A 17,448-nucleotide genomic window follows, 5' to 3' on the forward strand; every position below is an offset into this window, starting at 1 on the left:
ATAGAAATTTTTAATTAACAATTCTATAAAACTTTATAACAAGTTTGGAGTATAAATAATATTGAAAGGAATTTCGTATCTTTACAGTGAACCTATAACAAATTAAAAAATGGTTTCGGTAAAGGCAATATATAAGCCAAATCAAATAACTGAAGGTGCAGGGGTTATGGTCCAAAGAATATTAGGGTTTGAGACACGCTACAATTGTGATCCATTCCTGCTGCTCGATTTTTTTGGTTCAAACAATGAAAAAGATTTTATAGCAGGTTTCCCTGATCATCCTCATCGTGGGATTGAAACAATTACTTACGTGCTTAAAGGGGCAGTTAAGCATACTGATAGCATTGGGAATAGTAGTGAAATTTTTGAGGGTGATGTACAATGGATGACTGCTGGTAGTGGTATTATTCATAGCGAAATGCCAAAAGCAGATGCAGGCTCGATGTTTGGAATTCAGATATGGGTGAATTTACCTCAGGAATATAAGATGGTAAAACCCATCTATCGAGAGTTAAAACATGATAAGATTCCTATTGTAGAGACCAGTACTTTACAGCTTAAGATTATTTCTGGTAAGTATAGAAAGCAGGAAGGAGCCTATACTTCTCCCTATAAACCAATTGATTTGTTTGATGTTAAGCTTTGGCCTGATTCTGTTTTTGATGAGGTTATAACGCCTGAATTTCAAAACTATAGGTATTATATTTTCTTATACGAGGGCAAGGTCTCGATTCCTGGTTATAAAGATGTTATTGAGGCTCCATGTGTTATAGCTTTAAATTATGGAACAGTGTTACATATAAAAGCTGAAGATAGTGGTGCCAAGTTTCTTTACTTTGGTGGTGAAGCCAATAATGAGCCAATAGCTTGGCATGGCTCTATTGTTATGAATACCGACGATGAGATTAAAAAAGCAATTGATGAGTTAAATAATGGAAATTTTATTAAATAATGGATAAAAATCAAATAGCTCTTGTTAATCAAAATGATAATGTAATAGGTTTTAAGGATAAACAACAGGTACACATCGATGGGGATTTACACCGAGCATTTTCAATACTCATTTGTAATGGGAATGGCCAAATGTTAATTCATAAAAGGGCCTTTAGTAAGTACCATTCGCCAGGTTTATGGACTAATGCATGCTGTAGCCATCTTACTCAAGGTGAGGAAATGCAGAATGTAATATTTGAGCGATTGAAACATGAGATGGGAATTACTTGTAATTTAAACCATCTATTCACATTTCATTACAGGGTTGAGCTTGATAACGGGTTAATTGAGAATGAAATTGATTGGGTATATGTAGGAAAATTTGAAGGAAGTCCCAACCCTAACCCCGATGAGGTAAACGATTGGAAGTGGGTCGATATCGATTGGCTGCTAGATGATATCGAAGAAAATCCTGATAGTTATACCTATTGGTTTAAATATATCCTACAAAATCATAAAGAAGAAGTTGTATTAGCAATCAAACAGTGTTCTGGTTTATAGAGTTATTTTCTTCGATTTCAAAATAAGGCTATTTGAAACCACCGAAACCGAGCTAAAAGCCATTGCCATGGCTGCAATCATTGGATCCAGAAGCAATCCTGTAAAAGGATATAGAACTCCAGCAGCTATTGGGATACTTATAAGGTTATAAATTGAGGCCCAAAAAAGGTTTTGCTTAATTGTTCTTACGGTTTGACGCGATATCTCAATTAGTTCGGCAACGGCAATTAAGTCGTTTTTCATTATGGTTACCTGCGATGCATCCATAGCAATATCGGTTCCTTTGCCCATTGCAATGCTAATATCAGCAAGGCTTAATGCTTCGGTGTCGTTAATTCCATCGCCTACCATGGCCACCACTTTCCCTTGCTCTCTTAGCTGGTTAATGTATTTCGACTTTTCATTTGGAAGCATACCCTTTTGAAAGGTGTCTATTCCTAACTCTTTTGCAATTACATCAACACTTTCGGAACTATCACCCGAAAGCATTGCAATTTCAACTCCTTTTTGTTTTAAAGCCAAAATGCTGCTTCTAGCGGATTCTTTTAGCCTATCGCTTATTATAATTATAGCTAATAGGTTATTATTTTCAGAAAAGCCTATAGCAGTTCCGTTGTATTTGTTAAGGGTCTCAGGTTCATTAGAAACTATTCCGTTATCTTTTAGATAGCTTAAGCTCCCAACCCTGTATATCTTACCATTATAGCTGGCTTCAATTCCTTTACCTGGTTTTTCAACTATATTGTCTAGAGTAAAGGAAGAAATGTCAGCATTAATATAATTGAAAATTGCGGTGGCAAGTGGATGATTTGAATGCTGTTCAATTTTTTTCAGAATGGAATGGTGAATGTCATCATTGCTATACCAATTTATAAGGGTTACTTCGGGTCGGCCCTCGGTTAGCGTTCCTGTTTTATCAAAAACAACGGTGTTAATTTTACACGATAGCTCTAAGCTATCGGCATCTCTAATTAGAATGTTTTTTTGAGCGGCCTTACCAATTCCAACCATTATGGCTGTTGGAGTTGCAAGTCCCAAAGCACATGGACACGCAATTGCAAGGACAGCAATAGCCGCAATTAGCCCATGTGTAAAAGCCATGTCAGGAGCGACAGTTGCCCATATGGCAAATGTTGCTATTGCAATAATAATTATGATAGGAACAAAAATGCTAGCTGTTTTGTCGGCTAGTTTTTGAACTTTTGGTTTTGAATTTTGGGCTTCGTTAACAGCTTTGATAATTTTCCCAAGTACCGATGCTGAACCAATTTGCTCAGCTACTATATGAATAACCCCATTCTGATTCATGGTTCCTGCCCATACCTTTTTGCCTGCCGATTTTTCAACAGGAATAGGTTCACCAGTGATGGAACTCTCATCAACCCAGCTATGTCCATTCTGAACTGTGCCATCAACAGGAATCCTTTCGCCAGGTTTTACCATTATCACTGAGCCGATAGCAATTTGGCTTAGGGGTTTTTCAACGAATTCGTCATTTTCTTTCACCAATGCTGTTTGAGGTTGTAGCCCCATTATCTTTTTAATGGCAGAGGAGGTTTTCCCTTTTGCCTTTTCTTCAAGCCATTTCCCTAATAAAACAAAGGTAATAATCATTGCCGCTGATTCAAAGTAAAGATGAAGTTCAACTCCGTTAATTGCTAAGTAATTGCTAAATAGCACAGCAAAGAGGCTATAAAAGTATGAAATGGTAGTACTCACAGAAATAAGCGTGTCCATATTTGTGCTAAAATGACGTATCTGCTTAAGGGCTATTATATGGAACTGACGTCCAAACCAGAAAACTACAGGAGTAGAAAGGACTAGAGCAATCCAAGGTGTGAATTTCCAGGTTAAAAAGAACATTTGTAAAACAATAATTGGTAGGGAAAAGATCATGGAGTAAATAAATCGTTTCCTTAATTTCTGAACAGTATCCTCATTTGGGTTTGCTCCTTCATCTGGTTCTTCAATTATCAAATCGTAACCTATTGACCTAACTGCGTCGCGCAGCGACTCTTCAGAAATTGTTTTTGGGTCATACTCAACCCATACTGTGCTACTGGCAAAGTTAACTCCAGCATCCTTAACCCCATTTTGACTTTTTAAAATGGTTTCAACACTAAGTGCGCAACCTGCGCAAGACATCCCAGTAACCTGAAAAATTCTTTTTTCCATCATCGAAAAATTTTCACAAAATTACCTAAAGGTTTAGGAGAATTAATTTTGTATTCTATGATAAAAAACAATGCCAACCCTAAAATGTTTAGGGTTGGCACTTGATAATTAAATCTCAAAATTTGATTAAAGTGATTCTGTTTCTACAATTTTAGCTAGAAGGTCGGCATAAGGGATTAGTAAATATTTTTTACCTTCAAATTCAACCTCTGTACCTGAGTATTTTTTGAACACGACCATGTCATTTACTGAAATCTCAGCATTTTCAATATTCCCTACAGCAACCACTTTTGCCCATTGTGGTTTTTCCTTAGCTGTATCGGGAATAATGATGCCCGATGATGTAACTTCTTCCGAGTTATCCTCAGTTAAGTCAAGAATAACATGCTGATTTAGTGGAACTAATTCTTTCATAGTGCATTAAATTTATTGGGTTTGAATATTTAGTAATCGTTTAATTTTCTGCTGATCAAATCCTACAACCCACTCACCACCAATATTAGCCTGTGGTACACCTTGCTGACCAGTCGCTGCAACCATTTGACGAGCAGCTTCATGATCCCTTGACACATCGATATCGGTAAAGATAATACCATTTTTTCTTAAAAAACTCTTTAATGTGTTACACCAAGGGCAGGTTGGAGTAGAGTAAACCGTTACACTTTTTTGCTGGTTTCCAGCCTTTGCCTTTTGAGCGTAAACTGCGTTTTCAAATAGCTGCTTATAGAATTGAACATCGTGGCAACCCTTCACAGTATCTTTTAATTCGCCTTTTTCAAAAACCAGTAGCGAAGGTGCACTTGTGATTTTGTAATGAGTATGAATTTCTGGATAATTAGGAGCATCAACATAAAAGATGCTCTTAGTGTTGGTATTTGATGCTGCTTCGGCAAAAGCACCATATGCACAATCACTTACACCCGAACCTTTCTTGTAAACAAGCAGGTATGCCTTTTCTGACTTATCAAGCTGTTCTTTGAACTCACTCAAACTTTTTACCTCTTTCATGGGCATTAAATATTTAGATGTTAATTTTATTTCGTTACATGAATTCCGAACAAAAAACTTATTCATTAAATGAAACCAACTATAAAAGTTATCAGCCTATAGTTTTCAAAATGCATACCAAGCATTCAAGAATGTAAATATGTCAATATAAAACTGTCAAATAAAACATTATCTGAAATTATGTCATTTTACTTAATTTTGCCATTTTAAAAGTAATGTTTACCACCTTTAATACTGATTTTATCTAAATTATTTACCATACCGACACAATTTTTAGTAAAGTTACGTATTGATTAGTAATTTTAAATAAAAAAGGTTGATGTTTAGATTACTTATAAAACTTGGTTTAACCATTTCGTTAATATTAAATGCTACTTTATTTTCTGTAGCTCAACAATCTACCAGCAAAGTTGATGAGTGGGTTTCTTTGGCTGTCAAGTATGAAAAAGAAGGGAATCCTAATAATGCTGCGTTTTATTACAATAAGGTTGCAAATGAATATTGGAATAAGCGAGAACTCAAGTTGGCATCGGAATACTTTAATAAGGCGCTTGAGAATATAAGAAAGGTAGGAAATGCTAGGGGAGAGTACGTTGTATTAAACAATTTGGGTTTTATATCCACTGATCTACAGGAATATGACAATGCTTTAAATTCCTTTAATAAAGCTTTAGATATTGCTAGAACTCAGGGTGAAAGGGTAAATATTTGTCAAACCTATTTAAACATTTCAAATATATACATTGAAAAAGGGTCATTTGCTGATGCAATTAAAATACTAGATAAGGCCCAAACAATTGCTCAAGAGGTTAATAACCCCAAACTATTAAGGAATATTTACTACAACTATAATAAATCGTACGAGGGGCTAAAAAACAACGAAAAATCTACTGAATATTTCAACCTTTATGCCGTTTTGACAAAAAAAATACAGGTAGAAGAGGCTCGATTAAGAGAGTTGCAAGCTAAAGCCATGGTCGATAGTGCAGGCAAGGTTGTTGAAAAGGTTTCAAAAGAAAAGGAACAAACTGTTAAAATACTTTCCGAAACAGCTAGTGAATTAAAGGAGAAAGAGCAGGAACTTAAAAAAGTTGAGAAGCTTACCAAGGAACAGCAAATGCAAATCGATTTGCTAAATGCCGAAATGAAGTTAAGGGATGCTATTATTGAAAACCAACGATTGCTTCAACGAATTTACATCATAATAATTCTTTTCTCATTGGCATTACTAGGAGTTTTGTACTATGCTTATATTCAGAAACGTAGGGCAAATAGGTTGCTTGAGGAGAAAAATTCAGAGATTTCGCGACAACGCGATGCTTTGAGTAGGCAAGCCGATGAGCTTAGGGAGTTAAATGCCTTAAAGGACAAGCTATTCTCAATTATTGCCCATGACCTTCGAAGTCCACTCTTTTCTTTAATTACCATGTTAAACATAGCTCGTGAAGGGCACTTTACCGCCGAAAACTTTAGGCAAATACTCGATGAGCTGTCGGTTAATGTTAACCATACTACCGCGCTTCTTGAGAACCTTTTAACTTGGGCTAAAAACCAGATGCATGGTACAAAAGTAAATCCAATAAATTTTGAGGTAAATGAGCTTGTAGAGTCAAAAATTCAACTTTTGCACGATGCTGCAGAAACAAAGGAAATTAAATTGATTAATAGCATACCTCACGGAACATTCGTTTTTGCCGATAAGGATATGACCGATATTGTCATTAGAAATCTTATTTCTAATGCCATAAAATTCTGTAGTTCAGGAGACAAAATTAATGTTTGGAGTTTTACTGGAGGTAGTGTTGTTACCATTTGTGTTGAGGATACTGGGTTAGGAATGACAGAAGATATCAAGAATAAGCTTTTTGGTACTCAAATCTCATCAACACCTGGAACGAATAATGAAAAAGGGACTGGACTTGGATTGATTCTTTGTAAGGAGTTTGTGGAAATGAATGGAGGAGAGATTTGGGCCGAGAGTGAACCCGGTAAGGGAAGTAAATTTTACTTCACCCTTCCTGTTGCAACTGTCGATGCTTAATAGGCATTTAATAGTTTGCATACCTTTTCTTACAAATAATGTTCTAGGGTATTTCATAAAACCTTAAATTATTTTGCCTCTAATGGTTTGCTAAAAATTTCATTATTTTTAGTTATCGTATTATTTACAGTTGATTTTAATACATTATTTTCATAACTTTAGAACAAATAGAAAATTTGTAATAGATGAGCATTGCTCTTATTAAATATTTATCAGATTGGAATAAGCGCCCCACCGATAAGTATAATGAACCTGGGCCCGTGGTAACCATTTCTCGTGAAATGGGATGTCCAGGTAAACAGGTGACAAACACATTGGTAGAGGAGCTAAATAAAAGATTTAGGTTAAAGGATGATTTAGCATGGAAGTGGTTAGCAAAAGAAAGGATCCTTGAACTTGCTTCAAATAAACTTGGACTACCAAAGGAGGATATCGATTACGTTTTTGAGGCAAAGCGTAAAGGCATTATGCTTGAAATACTGGAATCGATGTCTACAAAATATTATAAGAGCGATAAGCATATTCAGAATACGGTTAAAAGTATTGTACGATCGGAATCGTCGAAAGGGCATGTGGTTATTCTTGGTCGTGGGGGAGTAGCAATTACCCGGGATATTCCACGCTCACTTCATATACACCTGGAGGCACCATTCGAGTGGCGTGTACTTAGAGTTCAGGCTATGTATAACTTTGAGCCCAAAGAAGCAGAGCAGTATGTTAAGGAGATTGATAAGAAAAGAGAAGAAATAAGAACCTATTTTGGTGGCAAAGATACCGATTACACAAGGTTTGACATAACCTTTAATACCATGACGCTTTCGGTTCAGGAAATTGTTGATATCATAATTGATGCCATGGAGGTTCGGAATCTTATTGTGTAGCTCACATTGTATGCTCAATGGCAATCTTTACTCCAATGCCTATAAGAATAAGTCCCCCGATTATTTCCATTCTCTTTCCAATTATACCTCCAATATTTTTCCCAAATAGCATTCCTAGCATGGCCACAAGGAACGTAATAAAGCCTATTATAAAGTAAGCAAATAGAATATTAACATCAAGCGCAACAAAGCTAATACCAACTGCTAGCGCATCAATACTGGTAGCAATTGCCAATGTTATCATTATTTTTAAATCAAGAGGATTAAAATTCTTTTTTTCCTCATGTTTTTCAAAGGCTTCGGCTATCATTTTAACGCCAATAATAGTAAGCAAAGCTAGTGCAATCCAATGGTCAACTGGTTCAATGTAATGCTTAATCGAAAAGCCAAGCGCCCATCCAATTAGAGGCATGCTCGCCTGAAAAAAAGCAAAGACTGATGCTATTCTAAATGCCTCCCAAAAAACAATTTTTTTTCTAGCAATACCACACGATACTGAAACAGCAAATGTATCAAATGATAGCCCAACTGCGAGAAGAATTAAAGTAAAAACAGACATCAATAATTTTTTGCTGCAAATATAGGGAATATTAAACACTGAAGTTAAAAGAAGTTAGAGGAAGTTAGAGGAAGTTAGAAGAAGTTAGAAGAAGTTAGAAGAAGTTAGAAGAAGTTATAGGAGTGACACGGAATGACACGGAAATAATCGGAAGGAATCGGAAGATTTTTTCATTTAACGCTTAACGATTTACGTTTAACGTTTTTGGTGTTTCGAGAATTGATAACCTGGTGTAACTACTATTAGATCCTTCGCTACGCTCAGGATGACAAGTTGGGCTTATAATAGAGTGACTCGAATTTTGACTTTCCGTATTCGTGAACTTTAAATCCGTATGCGCTTAACAAATCTTGAGTATTGAATCTGAAATTTTGAACCATGTATTGTCATGCCGAGCGTAATCGAGGCATCTCTTGTTGAAGAATATGAGGGAGTTAGAGGAAGTTAGAAGAAGTTAGAAGAAGTTAGAGGAATGACACGGAATGATACGGAAATAATCGGAAGGATTCGGAAGGTTTGAGACCGTGTTTGGTTTTTAGTTTTTGGTATTTCGAGAATTGATATCCCTGTGGACCTACCAATAGATCCTTCGCTTCGCTCAGGATGACAAGCCAAGCCGTAGAAGGTGTTGAGTGAAACGCAATTATTTTATTCATATCTACACTTTTGTGTAGACATTATTTAGGACGGGTCAGATTTTTTCGTTTAACGTTTAACGCTTAACGTTTAACGCCTTTTATCCGTCTTCGCCGGGGCGCAGCCTTGAATCCGTCTTCGCCGGAAAAATCTGAAATCAGTAGACGTCGGACACAGTCTTGAATCTTGTATTATTGTCATGCCGAGAGTAGTCGAGGCATCTCTTGTTGAAGAATATGAGGGAGTTAGAAGAAGTTAGAAGAAGTTAGAAGAAGTTAGAGGAGTGACACGGAATGACACGGAAATAATCGGAAGGAATCGTCAGATTTTTTTCGTTTAACGTTTAACGATTAACATTTAACGCCTTTTATCCGTCTTCGCCGGGCGCACACTTTAACCTTTAACCTTTAACTTTCCCTACTTCCCAATCACCTCTATCTCAACCCTTCGGTTAAGCGCGCGGTTTTCTTCCGTGTCGTTAGGAGCAATGGGGACTGTATTTCCAAAGCCTCGAACTTGGAGGTTGCTAAATCCATTCTCAACTAGGTATTGAGCTACCCGTTTTGCTCTCTCCTCCGAGATTGTTTGATTGTTTATTGCTTCCAGGTCATCGGAATGGCCTTGAACCTCTATCTTAATACCTGGATTCTGACGCAGAATATCTAATAATCTATTTAGCTCAGCAACCGCTTCGGGGCCAAGATCTGCTTTGTTGATGTCAAAACGAATATTAAGTTCAAGTTTAGAACCTATAGAAATCGGTTTGAGTAGGATATCACGAGTTACATTCATAAACGTGGTAACCTGATTTAGGTTCAACGTCTCTGCGTAGTACCAGTAATCATCGGCAACCACCTCAAGGGCGTAGTTCTCACCAGCAAGGAATGAGAGGTTGTAATCTCCAGTCAGCGGGTTGGAGTAGATGGAGGCAACAATGCTATTATTCTTGGTATTTATCAGGTTAACCCTTGCCCTAAGCGGTTTGAGTGAACTTGCATCCTTAATGGTGCCCCGGAGGTTTGTCCGACGTACTTGAAGAACACTTTCGTTTGCAAGGTCTTGGCTCGACGGGCTGAAGTTAATTCTACGCACCTTTTCATCAAAAACAAAATTAACCTCAAACTGCTTGTAACCGTTAAACTGAACGCGGAAGTTATTCTGGCGGAGGTCGAAGTCTTGATAAAAAATATTATTTACCGTCACAACATACTCATCAGTAACAGGTGCGTATATAACAAATTCACCATTTTTATCAGTCAAAGTAGAAATTGTATTCCCTCTAGTATCTGTAGCTGTAATTCTAATATTGGAAACATCAACTTTTCCCAATCCTGATAATTTGCTTCGGTTTAATATTATACGCCCAAAAATTTTATTTTTTTCAACAAAAGGTATATAAAGAGTTAGGTCTTTGTTTAAAGAAAACTTTATATCAATATCAGCTTTTGAGAATGTTCCAGTTTCATTTCCTACAGCATTATATGAAAGTTCATAAATTCCAGATGGAATTTTCTCATAAATTACCTCACCATATTGGTTAGAAAGCAATTCCCCAGAAGTAAAATCTGGATAGTCCATTTTTTCATCGTCAACCCGTTGAATGTTGACTAGCACATTTTTAATACCTGGCTCATTTTCATTCATTATTCTATTGCCATTAAAATCTTTAAAGAAAACAAGTTTTAAGGTGTGAAATTTTAAGTATGGCTGTTGAATTCCAAACTCTTTTCTAACACTAGCCTCAAAATACATGTTTTGGAAACGTTCAACGGCTTCGGTAGGAGTAACTCTAGACTGAATAGTGTAAACATTAAGAAATCTTAGCTGCCAATTCTTTGGTAGATACCAGAATAGTTGCGAAGTTATATTTGAGTAGCTAGATTTAGCAACAAGATCATTAGAATAAGATATATTTACTTGAAGTTGTAATTGCTCTTTATATATGAAAGAGTCAAAATAGGGCATGACTCGTAACATGCGGTTTGGACGAGAAGCATAATACCAGTTAAATTGCTCATATATTGAACGAGGACCATTAGTGTAGATTGCTTGAATTCCCCAACGGGGTTGTCTTAGATTAATTGAGATATTTTGGTAGTTAAATCTACTTTTTGATGTTGGAATGGAGAAAGTACTATCTACATAATAAATTGGTTTATGTAGGACATTTACAAAACCTGTAAAAATTTGAGCCGTTAAAGAACTGCTTGGCTTTTCGCCTTTAAATCGAAAGCCTAAATTATAATTGTAAACAAGAGTGGAGAAATAATCTTCACCTCTTTGGATAACTGGAAAAATATCAGATGAATTTATTTCAAATCCAGGACCTGAAAAAAAATAAACTTTGTTATTTGGGTTATAGCCCCAGGTAATAAACTGTTTGTGAAAATTTGTAAATGATTGCTTAATTATATTGAATGAACGATAGTCGCCAGGATTGTTACGATTATCAATTGTATAGTGCTGAATAATATTTTTTTCATTTAGATTATAAACAACTTGGGAAATTAATTCAGAACGACCATTAAAACTTGAATTTAGAAAAGGTTGGCCAAATTTAAACCGAACAGTAGCATTTAATTTTCGGCCACTATAGTTTAGGTATGCAGTGCTACCAAAAGCAATTTTATTTATAATCGAGTCGTTTTGATTTCCAAACCGGATTTGGTTGTAAACCAAAGAATAACCTAATCTTAACCTTTTAATCAAGTTTAGTTTAAAACCAGCAGTACCCAGTTTTGATTCAAAATTCTCATTAATTGATTTTGTAAGAACTCCACCAAGTTTAAAACCATAATCCTGGGTAGGAGAAAATTCAAGTTCAGTACCAACGTTGCTCTGAGGATTTAACACCCTTTGGGTAGCAATTGCTTCTAATTTGATTTTTTTCATTTTTATACCAATGTTTCCTCCTCGCCCATATAAACTGCTTTCAATACTACGGTTGATATCACCTATTTGTAAGAAATACTTGTTAGAGTTATATCCAATCCACATCCTATTGAATTTATAGAGATTTTCGGTAGGTGTTGTATTATAATTATTGTAAAAAAAGTAAATCTCATTTTTTTTTCGAAGCAAGATATTTCCTTGGATAATTGATGCATAGGCTGGCTTTGCGTAGTTTGAAAAAAGTCCACGTGCAAAAAATTCAGTAATAAGTACCCTGCGTGAATCAGGAATATAATTTGTGTATTTGCTTGATAAATTTTTTAACCAACTAGTTGACTTAAAAGTGCTATCTATTGTTTTTGCTTGCAAGTTAAGTTTAAATAAATCACGAGATGTTTGTAATTGTTTATTAAGATAAACATCAAAAACTACGGTTGAATCCGAATAGGGGGGGATATTTACATCTTGAATATAATTTTGTAAACGAGCAGAACCAATACCAATAAAATTTCCTGCGTCTAAACTTAATGTTATCAATTCTTCTCTATTCCCACGATTCTCGATCTTAATTTTAACGGGTGCATGACCCGTTTGTTGATCGAAGTATTCAAAGCGGGTCAAAAACTTCACTTTAATATCTACCTCACGTGGAACTTTAACAAAACTATACTCATTTTTAATAACGTTACCCCGTTGATCAATAATAGCAGCAATGATAGAATAGCCAATGTCGCCCCTAACATTTTTTCCTATAGCCACCCTAATAGGAATTAGTGTAGAATCAAGAGGGGGAAGAGTTAGTTCCAATTTCTCATCACCTAAAATTTGCCAGCCAGAAGGGACGGTTAATTGGAATGTGAATGTTTGAGGTTGAGTAGATTTGTTAACAACTTTTACAACATTAAAAATGGTTTTACCTTTTGTAGCTTCAACGCTGTGCTTAACAAAATGGAGTTCTATTTTTTTTTGCTCATTTGTGTTATATAGAAAGAATTGGCCCATAAGATTATGGGCAAAAAGAATAAATGGTAATAAAAGAAGTTTTTTAAAATCTACTTTCAATCTTTCAGGGATTTATTTCTACCAAAGTGAAAATTAGATCAACAAAGTAATAATCGGGTTGTTGTCTTATTAGTGGTGTTATTGTTCCACATTCATAAGTAAGGTATATTTCACCAGTAACTTCAAGAGCACCTGGATCAACACCTTCAACTATAATTTGGTCTGCTGCTGAAAGTGTAATGTTGTTAACAATAGTTCCTGGTATAGAGGTAGTTGGCTTGATTTGGATAGTAGACAATGGCAAATCAGGAGCAGCACCGTCGGATTGAATGGTAGCAGAACCAGATCTTACTAATATCCTCCATCCAATGCTTGTTCCGTCGCCACCAGTATTAGAAGTATCCCTATACTGAATACTCAATCTAGACCAATTACTCAGAATTTTACCAGAAGTATACTCCGTAAGTGATTTAAAGTTAAAACTAACGGTTCCTCCAGATACAATTCTAACTATTTTAGTAATATTCTGAGCATTAGCCCCATTTAAAAAAGGGAAAGTAAAAAATATAAATAGTATGAAAGATTTAATAAAATCTTTACTAATCATTTTATTAAGGGTCATTACCAGGACTTTATCATGAAAGGTAAGGGCTAAAGCCCTCACCCGCTATTTAGGAACTAGCTCAAGGAAAACATTTGTTATGTATCTATCGGGATCCAAACTTTGAGCAAGTAGACTATTTGTATTCATAGCCCCTTCAGATGTACCTAATCGCCATTGAATTGTAAAATCATTCTGAGCAGCACTTCCAGCGGCAGCACCGGCAACACCTGTAACAATATTTTGTGCTGCCTGGGTTAGAGCTAAAACGGCTCCAGGTAAAGCCCAGTTTGTTGGATCTGCACCACTACCATTTTCTATAAGATCAAATCCAACATTGTCGAGCGGCATAGTGTGTGCAATATTATCTTGACCAAGAAATGTTGCATCTTCAGCTCTAATTGTAACATCAAAATCTTGTGATGCTGAAACGGTAAAATTAGTATGATAACGTGCATCACCACCACCATTATTAATACCATTAGTATATTGATCGATTGTATTAACAACAAAATCAATATTACCCCCAGAAACAACTGTCAATCGAAGAATTGAGTTTAACGTCACGGACACAGGTATTATAGCCTGGTCGTTTACCGCCTGCCCAAAGCCTACCTGGCTTAGGAGCAACATGGCTGCTGCAAAAAATAGTTTTCTCATAGCTGTAAGTATTAAGTTAGAAAATTGTGTTTAAAACGTTTTTTCTCAGTTAATTGTTTAACTTTATAAAAATACAACAAAAAAAATTAATTATGCAAGCAGATTGTGTTCAAAGTTGCAATATTGTTTATAAAAAAATTAATTGTTGACATTAATTATTATAAGTTAAATGTTAATAGTTAAAAGTTAAACGATTATATTCATATTTTTTTAATATAAAAGCTTAGATTTAATTTTTTATGGTTTCTTATATTTTTATAGTTGACCTAGTATAAAATAAAAAAGGCTGACGCCTTGCCAGCCCTTATATTGATTGCTTATATTTTTAGAATAATTTGAAAATTAGATCAACAACACGGTTTGAATAGCCCCACTCGTTGTCGTACCAAGAGAGAACTTTAACCATATTGCCATTTACCATGGTGCTTTGGGCATCAAAAATGGAGGAGTGTGAGTTGTGAATGATATCAACAGATACAATTGGATCCTCGGTGTACTCAAGAATACCTTTCATTGGACCTTCGGCAGCTTTTTTCATGGCTGCATTTATCTCTTCCTTGGTAACCTCCTTCTTAAGAATTGCTACAAAGTCAACCAATGATCCTGTTGGAGTTGGCACTCGTACTGCAAGACCATCGAGCTTACCTTTTAGCTCAGGGATTACCTTGCCTACTGCTTTAGCAGCTCCAGTAGTGGTAGGGATTTGAGAAACAGCAGCGGAGCGAGCACGACGTAAGTCTCTGTGTGGTGCATCAAGTATTCGTTGGTCGTTAGTGTAGGAGTGAATGGTGTTCATGAAACCGCGTTCAATGCCAAATGTGTCGTTAAGCACTTTCACTACGGGTGCAAGGCAGTTGGTTGTACAACTTGCATTTGAAACGCATAAGTCTGTTGGTTGTAAATCGCTATCATTTACGCCAAGTACAATCATTCTGTCAATTTCGTCCTTTGCAGGAACGGTAAGAATAACCTTTTTGGCACCATTTTTTAGGTGATCGCCATAACCGCCTTTTTCGCTTTCGCGTTTGGTGAAGATACCAGTGGACTCAATTACAACGTCTGGAGTTTGGCTCCATTTAATATTTAGAGGAGCTTTCTCAGCAGTTACCCTATACTTTACACCGTTTACAATAAGATTCTCGTCGTCGAACTCAACCTTTCCAGAAAATCTACCTTGGGTAGAATCATATTTTAAAAGGTGAGCTAGCGTTTTAGTATCGGTTAGGTCATTGATTCCTACTACTTCTAATTCTGGACGCTCCAAAGCAATTTTAAAAACGTTGCGTCCAATGCGTCCAAATCCATTGATTGCTACTTTAATTTTAGTCATAGTTCTATAGTATTTAATAGTGATTTATGGTTTATCAAAAGCAAAACAAAGTTACAAAAATTGACTAATGTGTTAAAAGATTTAATCATTTTAAAACATAATTTAACGCAAACGGTTGAAAACCAAAGGTGGATAGGTGGTTACAGATTATAGCTTAAGAGCATTTAAATCATCGGGTGTATTGATGTTGTAAAAGCTAATTCGCATTTCGTTGGTATTAGGTAGTTCAAGGTAACTTGTTTTGACGAACCTAAAAAGCTCAGCAACCCTGTGCCCTTTGCCATCGGAAAGTATTTGGTTAGCAATGTTTAGTGTGTTCTTGTTATAAAAACCAAACAATGGCTCAATTAAATCATCGTGTTTGGGTATTGTTATATCAACCTTGCTATTTTTATGAGCTGCGAGAAGTTTTTTAAAAATTGATAGATTTGGGAATGGCATATCAGCCGATATAACAAAGCATGTTTTGAAAGATGAATGACTTAGCGCACTATGAATTCCTCCTAATGGACCACAGTTTGGAATGATATCGGGAAAAATTTTTGCAGGGATTGGGTATTGTATGCTGCTATTTGAAATGATGATTGTTTCCGTAACTGAATCCTTAAAGGTGTTGTAAATCCTGCTAATAATTGGAATTCCATCAACTTTGATAAGCGCCTTATCGATTCCACCAAGTCGTCTTGCTTTTCCTCCAGCAAGAATTGCAAGTGTTATGTTTTGCATAAGTGGCTAAAGACGAAGTTCTCCTAAACCCTCTCGAATAATTAGTGGCTCATCTTCGGTGCAGTCAACAATTGTAGATGGAACATTTCCACACGCGCCACCATCAATAACTACATCAACAAGATTGTGATAATTTTCATAGATCTGCTCTGGGTCGGTAGTGTATTCAATAATTTCGTCAGAATCTTTAAGCGATGTAGTAAGGATGGGATTACCAAGTCTTTCAACAAGTTCAATTGGGATTTTATGATTAGGAATCCTGATACCAACCGTTTTGCGCTTGCTTAAAAAGTAATTAGGTACTCTGTGAAGTCCTGGTAGAATAAAGGTAAATGGACCTGGAAGGTTTTTTTTCATCAACTTAAAGGTAGGATTATTAACCTTGGCAAAGTCGGTTATGTTGCTTAAATCCTTGCAAATAAAGGAGAAATGCGCCTCTTTGGGTTTTAATCCTTTTAGTTTTATAATCCTTTCAACGGCTTTGGTATTTTTAATATCGCATCCAATACCATAAACAGTATCGGTAGGGTAAATTATAATGCCACCACGTTTAAGAACCGCAACCACACGATCAACATCTCGTGGGTTGGGGTTCTGTGGATGCATTTCTATGTATAAACAGTCAGGCATTAGCCATTTACTTTTTTATAATCGGCTAAAAACTTCTCTAATCCAATATCGGTTAAAGGATGTTTTAGTAATCCTAGTATTGCGTTTAATGGACAAGTAGCAACATCAGCACCTGCTTCAAGGCATTGAATAATATGCATGGTGTGGCGAATTGATGCTGCAAGCACCTGTGTGCCAAATTCGTAGTAGTTGTATACATCTACAATTTTACGAATTAGCTCAACGCCATCGGTTGAAATATCGTCAAGCCGGCCGATAAATGGGGATACATATGTTGCTCCTGCTTTGGCAGCAAGGAGTGCTTGCCCAACAGAGAACACAAGGGTGCAGTTTGTGCGGATGCCATTGTCGGTAAAGTATTTGATTGCTTTGATACCATCCTTAGTACAAGGAACTTTTACTACAATTTGTGGATGTAGAGCTGCCAATTCCTTTCCTTCACGAATCATTCCTTCATAGTCGGTTGCAATAACCTCGGCGCTAACATCACCTTTCACAATATTGCAAATATCAACATAGTGTTTTTTGATATTCTCCTCGCCACGAATATTCTCCTTGGCCATTAATGAAGGATTAGTTGTTACTCCATCCAGAACACCCAAATCGTTTGCTTCGCGGATTTGGTCGAGGTTTGCTGTGTCGATAAAAAATTTCATACTTTCCTTAGTTATTTGATTTTCCGTTGCAAAGCTAATGATTTTTATTGAAATGGTAAGCGAAAATTGACTGATAGAGGTTGGAATAAGTCGGAAGCCTTTGTCATGCAGAGGTTGTTGAAGAATGAGAGGAAGTTAAAGGAAGTTAGAGGAATGA

At 36.1% G+C, this 17,448-nt stretch carries 15 protein-coding genes; 4 read left to right on the forward strand and 11 right to left on the reverse strand.

The window, feature by feature from the left end; all coding sequences use genetic code 11:
* The first annotated feature begins 109 nt into the window (after nucleotides 1-109).
* Nucleotides 110-952: a pirin family protein gene (locus tag FHG85_RS04675; protein WP_173073451.1), complete on the forward strand. Its 843-nt coding sequence runs from the start codon at nucleotides 110-112 to the stop codon at nucleotides 950-952.
* Nucleotides 952-1,494 (forward strand): isopentenyl-diphosphate Delta-isomerase, encoded by a 543-nt coding sequence (gene idi / locus FHG85_RS04680; protein WP_173073453.1) that lies wholly within the window; start codon nucleotides 952-954, stop codon nucleotides 1,492-1,494. Before FHG85_RS04675 ends, idi begins: the two co-directional genes overlap by 1 nt.
* Here idi and FHG85_RS04685 read toward each other — a convergent pair.
* The 3 genes from FHG85_RS04685 to FHG85_RS04695 form a co-directional block, all read right to left on the reverse strand.
* Entirely contained in the window at nucleotides 1,489-3,672 is a 2,184-nt protein-coding gene (locus FHG85_RS04685; RefSeq protein WP_173073456.1) for a heavy metal translocating P-type ATPase, read from the reverse strand. The two genes, idi and FHG85_RS04685, sit on opposite strands and share 6 nt — an antisense overlap.
* Nucleotides 3,673-3,795: 123 nt before the next feature.
* Entirely contained in the window at nucleotides 3,796-4,083 is a 288-nt protein-coding gene (locus FHG85_RS04690) for a GroES family chaperonin (protein ID WP_173073458.1), read from the reverse strand.
* A gap of 12 nt (nucleotides 4,084-4,095) precedes the next feature.
* Entirely contained in the window at nucleotides 4,096-4,677 is a 582-nt protein-coding gene (locus FHG85_RS04695; RefSeq protein ID WP_173073461.1) for a glutaredoxin domain-containing protein, read from the reverse strand.
* Nucleotides 4,678-4,996: 319 nt separating this feature from the next.
* On the opposite strand from FHG85_RS04695, the gene FHG85_RS04700 reads away from it, so the two are divergent.
* Both FHG85_RS04700 and FHG85_RS04705 read left to right on the forward strand, forming a co-directional pair.
* Nucleotides 4,997-6,718 (forward strand): tetratricopeptide repeat-containing sensor histidine kinase, encoded by a 1,722-nt coding sequence (locus FHG85_RS04700; protein WP_173073463.1) that lies wholly within the window; start codon nucleotides 4,997-4,999, stop codon nucleotides 6,716-6,718.
* Between the two features lie 185 nt (nucleotides 6,719-6,903).
* Complete coding sequence (locus FHG85_RS04705; RefSeq protein WP_173073465.1) at nucleotides 6,904-7,599, forward strand: cytidylate kinase-like family protein; 696 nt, start codon at nucleotides 6,904-6,906, stop codon at nucleotides 7,597-7,599.
* A gap of 1 nt (nucleotide 7,600) precedes the next feature.
* Here FHG85_RS04705 and FHG85_RS04710 read toward each other — a convergent pair whose 3' ends face one another.
* The 8 genes from FHG85_RS04710 to fsa all read right to left on the reverse strand — a co-directional run bounded on the left by FHG85_RS04710 (nucleotide 7,601) and on the right by fsa (nucleotide 17,291).
* Nucleotides 7,601-8,158, reverse strand: coding sequence for a manganese efflux pump MntP (locus tag FHG85_RS04710; RefSeq protein WP_173073467.1), 558 nt, complete (start codon nucleotides 8,156-8,158; stop codon nucleotides 7,601-7,603).
* Between the two features lie 1,053 nt (nucleotides 8,159-9,211).
* Nucleotides 9,212-12,748 carry an OmpA family protein gene (locus FHG85_RS04715; RefSeq protein ID WP_173073469.1) on the reverse strand — a complete coding sequence of 1,179 codons (3,537 nt, stop codon included), beginning with the start codon at nucleotides 12,746-12,748 and terminating at the stop codon, nucleotides 9,212-9,214.
* A 4-nt stretch (nucleotides 12,749-12,752) separates the two neighbouring features.
* Nucleotides 12,753-13,310 (reverse strand): hypothetical protein, encoded by a 558-nt coding sequence (locus FHG85_RS04720; protein ID WP_173073471.1) that lies wholly within the window; start codon nucleotides 13,308-13,310, stop codon nucleotides 12,753-12,755.
* 45 nt (nucleotides 13,311-13,355) lie between these two features.
* Nucleotides 13,356-13,949, reverse strand: a complete 594-nt coding sequence (locus tag FHG85_RS04725; RefSeq protein ID WP_173073473.1) for a hypothetical protein — start codon at nucleotides 13,947-13,949, stop codon at nucleotides 13,356-13,358.
* Between the two features lie 325 nt (nucleotides 13,950-14,274).
* Nucleotides 14,275-15,279: a type I glyceraldehyde-3-phosphate dehydrogenase gene (gap, locus tag FHG85_RS04730; protein WP_173073475.1), complete on the reverse strand. Its 1,005-nt coding sequence runs from the start codon at nucleotides 15,277-15,279 to the stop codon at nucleotides 14,275-14,277.
* A 147-nt stretch (nucleotides 15,280-15,426) separates the two neighbouring features.
* Nucleotides 15,427-16,005: a molybdenum cofactor guanylyltransferase gene (mobA, locus tag FHG85_RS04735; protein WP_173073477.1), complete on the reverse strand. Its 579-nt coding sequence runs from the start codon at nucleotides 16,003-16,005 to the stop codon at nucleotides 15,427-15,429.
* A gap of 6 nt (nucleotides 16,006-16,011) precedes the next feature.
* A complete protein-coding gene (locus tag FHG85_RS04740; protein ID WP_173073479.1) occupies nucleotides 16,012-16,635 on the reverse strand; it encodes an L-threonylcarbamoyladenylate synthase in 624 nt (207 codons plus the stop codon).
* Nucleotides 16,635-17,291 carry a fructose-6-phosphate aldolase gene (gene fsa, locus FHG85_RS04745; RefSeq protein WP_173073481.1) on the reverse strand — a complete coding sequence of 219 codons (657 nt, stop codon included), beginning with the start codon at nucleotides 17,289-17,291 and terminating at the stop codon, nucleotides 16,635-16,637. Before fsa ends, FHG85_RS04740 begins: the two co-directional genes overlap by 1 nt.
* Nucleotides 17,292-17,448 lie beyond the last annotated feature (157 nt).

The sequence above is a fragment of the Tenuifilum thalassicum genome (genome assembly GCF_013265555.1).
GTDB lineage: Bacteria > Bacteroidota > Bacteroidia > Bacteroidales > Tenuifilaceae > Tenuifilum > Tenuifilum thalassicum.